At 62.5% G+C, this 11,135-nt stretch carries 6 protein-coding genes; 1 reads left to right on the forward strand and 5 read right to left on the reverse strand.

Translation table 11 applies throughout. From position 1 onward, the window contains the following. Window positions 1-57 precede the first annotated feature (57 nt). From ABTV87_RS11955 to ABTV87_RS11975, 5 genes are all read right to left on the reverse strand, one after another. The gene (locus ABTV87_RS11955; protein ID WP_085748386.1) at window positions 58-534 is read right to left on the reverse strand and encodes a copper chaperone PCu(A)C; all 477 of its coding nucleotides are present in this window, start codon (window positions 532-534) and stop codon (window positions 58-60) included. Then, on the reverse strand, window positions 534-1,139 hold the full coding sequence (locus tag ABTV87_RS11960) for an SCO family protein (protein ID WP_179695470.1): 606 nt from the start codon (window positions 1,137-1,139) through the stop codon (window positions 534-536). The genes ABTV87_RS11955 and ABTV87_RS11960 overlap by 1 nt, the downstream gene beginning before the upstream one ends. 183 nt (window positions 1,140-1,322) lie before the next feature. Continuing rightward, complete coding sequence (locus ABTV87_RS11965) at window positions 1,323-1,643, reverse strand: hypothetical protein (protein ID WP_221533113.1); 321 nt, start codon at window positions 1,641-1,643, stop codon at window positions 1,323-1,325. 149 nt (window positions 1,644-1,792) lie between these two features. Further along, a complete protein-coding gene (gene adeC / locus ABTV87_RS11970; protein ID WP_221533114.1) occupies window positions 1,793-3,208 on the reverse strand; it encodes an AdeC/AdeK/OprM family multidrug efflux complex outer membrane factor in 1,416 nt (471 codons plus the stop codon). Between the two features lie 62 nt (window positions 3,209-3,270). Beyond that, the gene (locus ABTV87_RS11975) at window positions 3,271-4,065 is read right to left on the reverse strand and encodes a helix-turn-helix transcriptional regulator (protein WP_085608940.1); all 795 of its coding nucleotides are present in this window, start codon (window positions 4,063-4,065) and stop codon (window positions 3,271-3,273) included. 492 nt (window positions 4,066-4,557) lie between these two features. On the opposite strand from ABTV87_RS11975, the gene ABTV87_RS11980 reads away from it, so the two are divergent. Continuing rightward, complete coding sequence (locus ABTV87_RS11980) at window positions 4,558-10,968, forward strand: amino acid adenylation domain-containing protein (RefSeq protein WP_433899576.1); 6,411 nt, start codon at window positions 4,558-4,560, stop codon at window positions 10,966-10,968. Window positions 10,969-11,135 lie beyond the last annotated feature (167 nt).

An 11,135-nucleotide genomic window follows, 5' to 3' on the forward strand; every position in this document is an offset into this window, starting at 1 on the left:
ATCATCGATCATGCCGCCCCTTTTGTTTTTTGAAACCGTAGATCTGTCAGTCAGCGATCAATGCATCTTGCTGTGATCGTGGCCTTCCATGGTCAGCGCCTTGACCGGTGCTTTGACTTCAACGGTTTCTTTTTCGCCCTTGGCGTTTTCCACGGTCAGGGTCAGCGGCACGCTGTCGCCTTCCTTCAGCTGAGCGGTCAGGCCCATCAGCATCACGTGGTAGCCATTCGGGTCGAAGTTGACGGCCTTGCCCGCTGGCAGGTCGACCGATTTCACCGGGCCCATGCTCATCACGTCGTTCTTCATGGTCATTTCATGAATCTGCACGTCCTTGGCCGCAGGCGAGGCAACGCTGAGCAGTTTGCTGTCGCTGTCGGCGGTGACGGTCATGAACGCGCCGCTGGCCGACTGGTTCGGCACGGTCGCACGCACCCAGGCGTCGTCGACCCTGGTCTGCGCCGATACCTGGAAAGCCAGGCCCAGCAGGGACAGGCCCAGTGCGGCACGTTTGATGTGGTTCAGAAAAGGGTTCATCAGCAGACCTCCATGACGGTAAGCAAATCTTCCGTGCACTCTTGTGCAGAAAGCGATTGAGACAGGCCCACACGCAACGTGCCCCGGGTGTCGTAGACATAGCTGGTGGCGGTGTGGGAGAGGGTATAGGTGTCGCCGGCCGGGACTTTTTCGTAGAACACGTCGAATTCCTTGGCGGTGGCCTTGGTTTCTTCGAGGGTGCCGTACAGGGCGACGAAGCTTGGATCGAAGGTCTTGACGTAGGCGTCGAGGATTTCCGGGGTGTCGCGTTCCGGGTCGAGGGTGATGAACACCACTTGCAGGATGTCGCCGTCCTTGCCCATCAGCTTCTTGATTTTCGCGGCGCGGGCCAGCGTCGTCGGGCAGATCGCCGGGCACTGGGTGAAACCGAAGAAGATCATCGGCATCAGGCCGCGAAAGCTCGACAGCGACACGGTGTTGCCTTCGGTGTCCTTGAGCTTGAAGGTGCGTCCGAGGATCTTGTCGCTCAGATCCTTGCCGTACTTGTACGACAGTTCGCCGCGGGTGTCGCAGCCGGCGAGCAGGCCGAGACCGAGTACGCCCATTCCCGCAAGCACCTTGCGGCGAGTCAACAAAGCCGTCATTTCATACCGCCCTTTGGAGCCCGCCAGTCGGCAGGACAGGCGGGCGGGTTAACCGTAAAAGCGGCGCATGATACCAAAATGATCCGCTGCGCCGGTTTTCGATCGCCGGGCAATGTGGGATCTGGCGACAAAAGGTGTAAGAAAAAATGACGCAGGGTAAGGAGTGCGATCTCACTGGTTGTATCAAGGGACGATTTTCATATCGTCAGCGATTACAACTCCGCTGGGCGATGATCGGAACAGGCAGTTGACGACAGCGCCCAGGTTGTTCATCAAAAACCATATGGGAAGTGTGCATTCCATCATCGGAGTACTCAGGAAATTCGTCATGTGCAGATCTACCGAACTGTTGGCTCCCGTAAAGATAAGTCTCTCTATGTTTGAGTCGGCCGGGGCTTGAATCTTCGCTCCGGGCGGGCTAATCCGTGCCACTGAGAGAGTCTTTGTCACAGCATCGAAACCTTCGATGTTGTAGGGCAGGAATTTCGTGATTTTATCCGCCATCGAATGTGCTCCCTTCGTTGATCTCGGCAAATTCCGAGTAAAGGGAGCATATGATTCCACCTATTTACCTTCTACTGTCATTTCTGACAGTTGCTCAGACTGATAGGAAATGGTGGGCAACTCCATTTATTGGCTTCGAATATATAGCGTTACTGATGATTTGATCCCTCACCAGCACTCCAGCCACCACCCAGCGCGGTGTACAGGTTCACTTGCGCCACCAGTTGCGCCAACCGGTCGGTAATCAGTCCTTGCTGGGAACTGAACAGCGAACGCTGGGCATCGAGGAACGTCAGGCTGCTGTCGACGCCGCTTCGATAGCGGTGCTGCGCCATGTCGTAGTAGTCCTGGGTCGCCTGCACCAGATCGCGTTGGGCCTGGAGTTGTTGTTCGTAGGTCTGGCGCGCCGCGAGGCCGTCGGACACTTCCTGGAATGCCGTCTGAATGGTCTTTTCGTACTCGGCGACGGTGATGTCTTTTTGCAGCTTCGCGTAATCAAGGCTCGCACGCAGACTGCCGGCGTTGAAGATCGGCAGGTTGATCTGCGGCTGGAACGTCCAGGCCCCGGAGCCGCCCTTGAACAGCCCGGACAGATCGCGGCTGGACGTCCCGGCATTGGCCGTCAGGCTGACACTCGGGAAAAACGCCGCCCGCGCCGCGCCGATGTTGGCATTGGCGGCCCGCAGCTTGTATTCGGCCTGGAGAATGTCCGGCCGGCGTTGCAGCAGATCCGACGGCAATCCGGCCGGCACGGTAGCCACCAGATCACTGTCCAGCGGACGCGCCGGCAGGTGCTCGGGCACCGGCGCGCCTACCAGCAGCGTCAGGCTGTTCAAGTCCTGGGCAACCTGACGCTGATAACGGGCCAGGCTCGCGCGGGTGCTGTCGACACTGGTCTGCGCCTGAATCTGGTCCAGCGCCGAAGACTTGCCGGCCTCGCGGTTGCGGGTGGTCAGGTGCAGGCTTCGTTCGTCGGCGGCCAGCGTCTCCCGGGCCAGCGCCAGCAACTCCTGATCGGCGCGCCACGTCAGGTAGGCGTTGGCGACGTTGGCCACCAGACTCAATTGCGCACTGCGCCGGGCCTCTTCGGTGGACAGCCAGGTCAGCAGCGCCTGCTCGCTGAGGCTGCGCACCCGGCCGAAGAAGTCCAGTTCATAGGCGCTGATGCCCAGGTTCACCGAATAGGTCGAGGTGATCGCCGCCTTGGTGCGGGTCACGCTGGACGGCACCCGCTGACGCAATTCGTTGGCGTTGGCCGACACCGCCGGCAGCAGATCGGCACGCTGGATGCGGTACTGCGCCTGAAACGCCTCGACGTTCAGCGCGGCCACCCGCAGATCACGGTTGTTGACCAGTGCGCTTTCGATCAATTGCTGCAACGCCGGGTCATTGAACAGCGCGCGCCAGTCCTCGACCCGGGGTGTGACCGGGGATTGCGCGGCATACGCCGGACCTTGGGGATACTGCGCCGCGCTCGGCGATGCCGGTCGCTGATAATCGGGAATCAACGAACAACCGCCCAGCAGTAGCGCGGCGGACAGCAGGGAAATCGGCAACCTGGACATCAAACAGCCTCGTTCACGAATGAGAGCGGACGCCGGGCGCCCGTGATGAGAAAAACGCCGGATCAGGCCCCGGCCATCCATTTCGCCAGACCATGACGGCCGCTGACCCCAAGCTTGGCGGCTGCGCGCTTGAGGTAGGTCTCGATCGAGCTGTTCTTGACCCGCAGCTTTTCTGCCATTTGCGGCACGGTGCCGCCGGTCAGCAGGCCCAGGCAGACCTCTTTTTCGCGCACCGACAGGGTGATGTCGCCCAACGCCAGGCGTTCGTCGAACACCTGTTGCAACGGCGTCTGGGGTTGATCGGCTTGTGGCGCGCGGGGTTGGCGGGCGATGGCTTGTCGACTGATGTGCGCGTGGCGCTCGATCAGGGGCAACAGGGTGTCGGACAGGCGCTTGAGGAACGACAGCTCCGGCAGGGAAAACACCCGATGCGTGTGGGGGCGGTAGAACGAGATGACGCAACGGCGGTTGGACGTGCGGGACACCAGATTGCATTGGTGGACGCTGTGGTGCGGGTGTCGATGCTGGAGCGAGGCTTTCAGTTGAATCAGTAGCGAGTCGTTCATCTCGATCATCTGTTGCAGCAGCGGGTGGTCGTCCGGGTGCTGCAACGGCTCCGGGGGCGGGAAGGTGTCCGGCAAACCGGCACTGCCCAACGCCTTGATCTCGACCACGCTGGCTTCCCGCTCATCCAGGGTCCACTCACTGAGATGGACGCGATTGACCGGCACGAGGTTGTCGACCAACTGGAACATGTTCGTGGCAAAACGCTCGTTGCCGGTGCTGGCGATCAGTTCACCCAGTTGCCAGTAGAAGTGCGGATTTTCCATGTTGCGAAGACTGCCGGTCAGATTCATATCCTTGTCATCCTTGATTTAGAGCCATTGCCGAATCGTCTGCCGTGCATGCACCCGTGAAACGCCCACCCAGTCTTTTCTCCTTGAAATCGATCTGGAGCGGGATTTAAGCCTATGCATTTGTCCTACGTCTGTAGGGGAAAACAGGGACACAAAGTGCCACCATTTCCGAAAAAATGGCGTCACGTTTCTGTCAGATCAATGTGCAAGCTCTCGTAGTCCATGACTGTACGGTCTAGTGCGAACCCCGAAATCCGGGGCTCGGACCGACGCGCCCTACAATTGCGAGGCGCTAGTCGGTAGCAGCGAGTGGCGATTGTCCTACAGAATTTTCAGCCATTTCTTTCCGAACTTTTAGGGGGATCGCTGACCTGTCCGGCCCTGTTGGGTCGCAGGACTGTACGAAGTGAGCAGGGTTGTCCGGGTTTCACGTGTCACGCCGATTTCGGGGCCGATGCTTGAATACGCGCCAAATCACGTGAGATGGATCTTATGAACCAATTTGCTGCCGACGCGGCGGACGGTCTGTCCGCGATTTCCGAGGCTTTCCCGCTGACCGCTGCCCAGCGCGATATCTGGCTCGATCAAGTGCGTCAGGGGAATTCGCCGATGTACAACATCGGTGGTTATGTCGAGCTGACCGGGCCGCTGGATCCGGCGCTGATGCAGGCGGCGCTTGAAGGGCTCGTGGCCCGGCATGACGCCATGCGCACCAGCCTGCTGCCGGGGGCCGGCGAGCATGGGCTGCCGTTGCAGCGTTTCGCGCAATCGATGCCGGTGCCGATGCCGGTGCACGATTTTCGCAGCCATCCCGACCCTTATTCCGCCGCACGCCAACTGACTCAGGAATGCATTGAGCAGCGGTTCACACTGAACGGCGGGCCGTTGTTCCGGTTTTGCCTGATCTGCCTCGATGACGACTGCCATTGGCTGTCACTCCAGGCACATCACCTGATCGTCGATGGCTGGGGTTTCGGCGAGATGCTCAAATCCCTCGACGAGATTTACAACGCGCTGGCGCTCGGGCAGCAGCCGCCCGATTCGGCACCGTCCTATGTCGATTTCATCCGTGATGATGCGCGGTATTTTCAGTCCGCCCGTTATGCCCGTGACCGTGCGTACTGGCTGGACAAATACCAGCACCGTCCCGAGCCGCTGTTGTTGCCGCGTTATCAGGAACGCTTTGCCGGCGCTGCGGCACCGACCCGGATTTTCTCGCAAGTCTTTCCGGCACGCCTGCATGAACGCATGAAGCAGGTGGCCCGAGAGTACGGCGCGTCGGCGTTTCATGTGCTGCTGGCAGCGATCCATGTGTACTTCAGCCGCAGCGCCCAGCGTGACGAATGGGTGGTGGGCGTGCCGCTGCTCAACCGTTCCGGCGCCCGGTTCAAATCGACCCTGGGGCTGTTCACCCAGGTCAGCGCGGTGCGCATGGGGTTCGGTCGCGAGTTGTCGTTCAAGGCGCTGGTCAAGGCGATTGGCGATGAGTTGAAACAGGATTTCCGCCATCAGCGTTTCCCCCTCAGCGAGATGAACCGTGCACTCGGTCTGCTGCGCGAGGATCGCTCGCAGCTGTTCGAAGTGACCGTGTCCTATGAGCGCGACGCGCATGAGTACCGCTACGGCGATGCGCAGGGGCGGGTGGTCAAAGTGTCGAACCACGAAGAGGGCACGCCGCTGTCCGTGCACCTGCTGAGCAGCCGGGGCGACGACGAGGACAGTTTGTACATGGTGTACAACGAAGCCTACTTTGACGCCGACGAAATCGCGGCGCTGAGCGGGCGCTTGCTGTGGGTGCTGGAGCAGGGGCTTGAAGAACCCGCGCTGGCGGTGGGCGATTTCAGCCTGAGCCTGCCGGCCGAAACGGCGCTGTTGCAGCAGTGGAATGACACGCGCGCTGAATTTCCCCAAGACCTGACCATCCACCATCGCATCGAAGCGCAAGCCGTAATGCGACCGGATGCGGTGGCGGCAGAGTTCCAGGGCTTGCGGCTGACCTATGCCGAGCTGAACCGACAGGCCAACGCTCTGGCCCATCATTTGATCGGGCTCGGCGTGCGACCGGATGACCGCGTGGCGCTGGTCGCCCGCCGAGGGCTGGACACACTGGTCGCGCTGCTGGCGATCCTCAAGTCCGGCGCCGGTTATGTGCCGGTCGATCCGGCCCATCCGGCGGAACGTTTGAGCTATTTATTGAGCGACAGTGCTCCGGTCGTGGTCCTGACCCAGCGCGATCTGCGCGAACGCTTGCCGGTGCTGGACGTGCCGCTGATCGAAATCGATTCGCGCGGCTGGCCGATCAACGATCTCAACCCCGACGTCTCGGGGCTGACCACCGCGCACCTGGCCTACGTGATCTACACCTCCGGCTCCACCGGCCAGCCCAAAGGCGTGATGGTCGAGCATCACACGTTATCGAACCTGGTCGACTGGCATTGCACAGCCTTCGATCTGTGTGCCGGTCGCCACACTTCAAGCCTCGCCGGCTTCGGCTTCGACGCCATGGCCTGGGAAGTCTGGCCCGCGCTGTGTGCCGGCGCGACCCTGCACCTGGCGCCTTCCCGCGACGGCGGCGAAGACATCGACGCGCTGCTCGACTGGTGGCGCGCGCAGCCGCTGGACGTGAGTTTCCTGCCGACTCCGATTGCCGAGTACGCCTTCAGCCGGCACCTCGAACACCCGACCCTGCGCACGCTGCTGATCGGCGGTGATCGCCTGCGCCAGTTCAATCGCGAGCAGACGTTCGCGGTGGTCAACAACTACGGCCCGACCGAAGCGACGGTGGTCGCCACCTCGGGCCGAATCGAAGCGGGCCGGACGCTGCACATCGGCAAACCCGTGAGCAATGCCACGGCCTATCTGCTGGATGACCGACAGCGTCCGGTGCCGATTGGCGTTCCCGGTGAGTTGTACGTCGGTGGCGCCGGTGTGGCGCGGGGTTACTTCAATCGCCCTGAGCTGACCGCCGAACGCTTTCTCGACGATCCTTTCAGCCGCCAGCCCAACGCGCGGATGTACCGCACCGGCGACCTCGCACGCTGGCGCCAGGACGGCACTATCGAATACCTGGGCCGTAACGACGATCAGGTGAAAATCCGTGGCGTGCGCATCGAGCCCGGCGAAATCGAAGCCGCGTTGAGCAGCCATGAGTCGGTGCGCGATGCGGTGGTGCAGGTGCGCGACGGGCAGTTGCTGGCCTGGTTCACCGAACGCCAGCCGCTGGATATCACGCAACTGCATGCTCACCTCAAGCCCCGTCTGCCCAGCGCGATGCTGCCATCGGCCTACGTGCGTTTGACGGCGTTGCCGCTGACGGCCAACGGCAAACTGGATCGCCAGGCGTTGCCGGCACCGGGGCCTGAGGCGTTGATCCGCCGCGAATATGAAGCCCCGCAAGGCGATGTCGAAATCCTCCTGGCGCAGATCTGGGCCGAGGTGCTGCAAGTCGAAAAGGTCGGGCGTCACGATCACTTCTTTGAACTGGGCGGGCACTCGTTGCTGGCGGTCAACCTGATCGAACGCATGCGTCAGCTCGGCATGAGCAGCGATGTGCGCGTGCTGTTCGGCCAGCCGACATTGGCGGCGCTGGCTGCGTCGATGGGCAGTGGCCGCGAGGTCGAAGTACCGGCCAACCGCATTCCGCAAGGTTGCACGCGGATCACGCCGGACCTGTTGCCGTTGGTTGAACTGGATCAGGCCACCCTCGACCGGATCATCGCCACGGTGCCGGGCGGGGCGGCCAACGTGCAGGATATTTATCCATTGGCGCCGTTGCAGGAAGGCATTCTTTATCACCACATCACTGCCGCGCAGGGCGATCCGTACCTGCTGCAATCGCAGCTGGCGTTCGACAGCGTCGAGCGGGTCGAGGCCTATGCGGCGGCGCTGCGTCAGGTCATGGCGCGCCACGATATCCTGCGTACTGCGGTGGTCTGGGAAGGTTTGACCGACCCGGTGCAGGTGGTCTGGCGCGAAGCCGGATTGCCGGTGCAGGAAATCACCCTCGATCCGGCCGAGGGCGATGTCCTCGCGCAACTGCACGCGCGTTTCGATGCTCGTCGCTATCGCATCGACGTCAGTCAGGCGCCGCTGATCCGGCTGATGTATGCGCGCGACCCGGCTCACGGGCGGATCGTGGCGATTCTGTTGTTCCATCACCTGGCGCTGGATCACATCGCGCTGGAAGTCCTGCGCCATGAAATGCGCGCCAATCTGCTGGGGCAGGGCGAACCGTTGCCGCCAGCGGTGCCGTATCGAAATTACGTGGCGCAGACCCGGCTCGGTGTCAGCGAACAGGAACATGAAGCGTTCTTCCGCGAGATGCTCGCCGACATCGACGAGCCGACCTTGCCGTTCGGCTTGCAGGATGTGCAGGGCGACGGGCGCGGTATCGATGAAGCCGTACGCACGCTAGCGCCGGAACTGGACCGGCGCTTGCGCCTTCAGGCGCGGCAGGCGGGCGTCAGCGTGGCCAGCCTGATTCACCTGGCCTGGGCGCAGGTGCTGGCGGCGACCTCGGGGCAGGAACATGTGGTGTTCGGCAGCGTTTTTATGGGTCGTATGCAGGGCGGCGAGGGCGCGGACCGGGCGCTCGGAGTGTTCATCAACACCTTGCCATTGCGGGTGGACATGGACCGGGGCGCGCGCGATGCGGTGCTGCTCACCCACGCCCGATTGACCGACTTGCTCGGGCACGAACACGCGTCGCTGGCGCTGGCCCAGCGTTGCAGCGGCGTTGCGTCGCCGGCGCCGCTGTTCAGTGCGTTGCTCAACTATCGGCACACCGACCTTGAGGCGCAGGAATCGGCGTCGGACCAAGCCTGGCAAGGCATTCAGACTCTGGAAAATGAAGAGCGCACCAATTACCCGATGACCCTGAGCGTTGATGATCTGGGCAGCGCTTTGCAGATCACCACGCGCACCCTGATGAGTATCGGTGCGCAGCGCATCGGCGACTACGTGCAAACCGCGTTGCAGGAACTGGTCGATGCCCTGGAGCAAACCCCGCAACAGCCGCTGAATCGCTTGCCGATCCTGCCGGCGGCGGAGCTTGAACAACTGCTGGTCGAGTTCAATGCCAGCGAAGTCGATTGCCCGCTCGATCAGCCGCTTCAGGTGCTGTTCGAGCAACAAGTGCAACGCAAGCCCGACGCCATCGCCTTGCAGGCTGGCGAGCAACAGCTGACCTATCGCCAGCTGAACGAACAGGCCAACCGTCTGGCGCATCATCTACGCGAGCAAGGCGTGCAGCCCGATTCGCGGGTGGCGATCTGCGTCGAGCGAAGTCTGGATCTGATAGTCGGCCTGCTCGGCATTCTCAAGGCCGGCGGCGCGTATGTGCCGCTGGATCCCGACTATCCGCTGGATCGATTGCATTACATGTTGCAGGACAGCGCGCCGGTTGCGGTGCTGGTACACGAAACCACCCGCAATCTGTTGGGCGATCCGGGTGTGCCGGTCATCGATTTCGACCGTTGCATCTGGCAGGGCGCATCGACTGAAAACCTACAAGTACCGGGTCTGAGCGCTTCAAACCTGGCCTACATGATCTACACCTCGGGCTCCACCGGCACGCCGAAGGGCGTGATGGTCGAGCACCGAAGCGCCTGCAACATGGTCCACTGGGGCTCGCAGATCAGCCCGCCGACCGAGCACGGCGCGCTGTTACAGAAGGCGCCATTCAGCTTCGACAGTTCGGTGTGGGAGATTTTCTGGCCGCTGTGTTCCGGCCTGCGGCTGGTGCTGGCGCGCCCCGACGGCAACCGCGATTCGGCCTATGTGACTCAGGTGATTCGTGAACGGCAGATCACCGTGGTCAAGTTCGTGCCGGCGCTGCTGCAACAGTTCATCGAACAGGATGATGTCAGCCAGTGCACCAGCCTGACCGACGTGCTCAACGGTGGCGGTGAGCTGACCGCCGCACTGGCCCGGCGTGTCCGCGAACGCCTGCCGTGGGTGCGTCTGCATAACGTCTACGGCCCGACCGAAACCACGGTCGACAGCACCGGCTGGACGCTGGAACCGGATCAACCGGTGCCGGAAACCGTGGTGCCGATCGGCAAGGCCCTGAGCAACACCCGGCTCTATGTGCTGGATGCCCACGATCAACCGGTGCCATTCGGCGTCAGCGGTCATTTGCACATCGGCGGGGTCGGGGTTGCGCGGGGTTATCGGGGATTGCCGGATATGCAGGCCGAGCGCTTCATCGACAGCCCGTTCGTGGCCGGTGATCGCCTGTACCGCACTGGCGATCTGGTGCGCTACCGGGCGGATGGCAACATCGAATTCCTCGGCCGCAACGACTTCCAGATCAAGCTGCGCGGCCTGCGTCTGGAGCCGGGGGAAATCGAAGCGCGGCTGATCGAGCACCCGGCGGTGCGTGAAACGGTGGTGCTGGTGCGGGACGAGCGACTGGTGGCGTATTTCACCGTGCGCGAAGGCTTCGACGCGCCCCCCATCGAAACCTTGCGTGCCCATGTGCTGGAGCGTTTGCCGGAGTACATGGCGCCGGGCGCTTACGTGAAACTCGACGCATTGCCCCTGACCCCCAACGACAAGGTCGACCGCAAAGCCTTGCCGGCACCGGGGGCAGAGGCGGTGCTCAGTCGCCGCTATGAGGCGCCCGAGGGCGAAGTCGAAATCCGGCTGGCGCAGATCTGGGCCGAGGTGCTGCAACTGGAGCAGGTCGGGCGCAACGACCACTTCTTTGAGCTCGGCGGGCATTCGTTGCTGGCGGTCAGTCTGGTGGCGCGCATGCGTCAGGCCGGGCTGCACGTCGATGCGCGGACGCTGTTCAGCCAGCCGACCCTGGCCGCGCTGGCGGCGCAGACCTCGGCGCAGGCAAAACAGGTGGAAGTCCCGCAAACCACCATACCGACGCTCAATCGCAAACGCCGGCTCTGAGGCGACATCGGCGTCGATTCGCGGTTCCCGCGGATCGACGCCATGACTGTCCGGTCACGGGGCTTGTCCCTGCTTCCCATGTCAGACACCCAAGCCCCGATGTTTTAGCTTTTCCAGGCTGCGCGCGGCCGCACGGACTCGCCGCTGCGCGCTCCTTTTTCCCGAAT

This window comes from Pseudomonas sp. PSE1(2024), assembly GCF_050990555.1.
Classification (GTDB): domain Bacteria; phylum Pseudomonadota; class Gammaproteobacteria; order Pseudomonadales; family Pseudomonadaceae; genus Aquipseudomonas; species Aquipseudomonas aphyarum.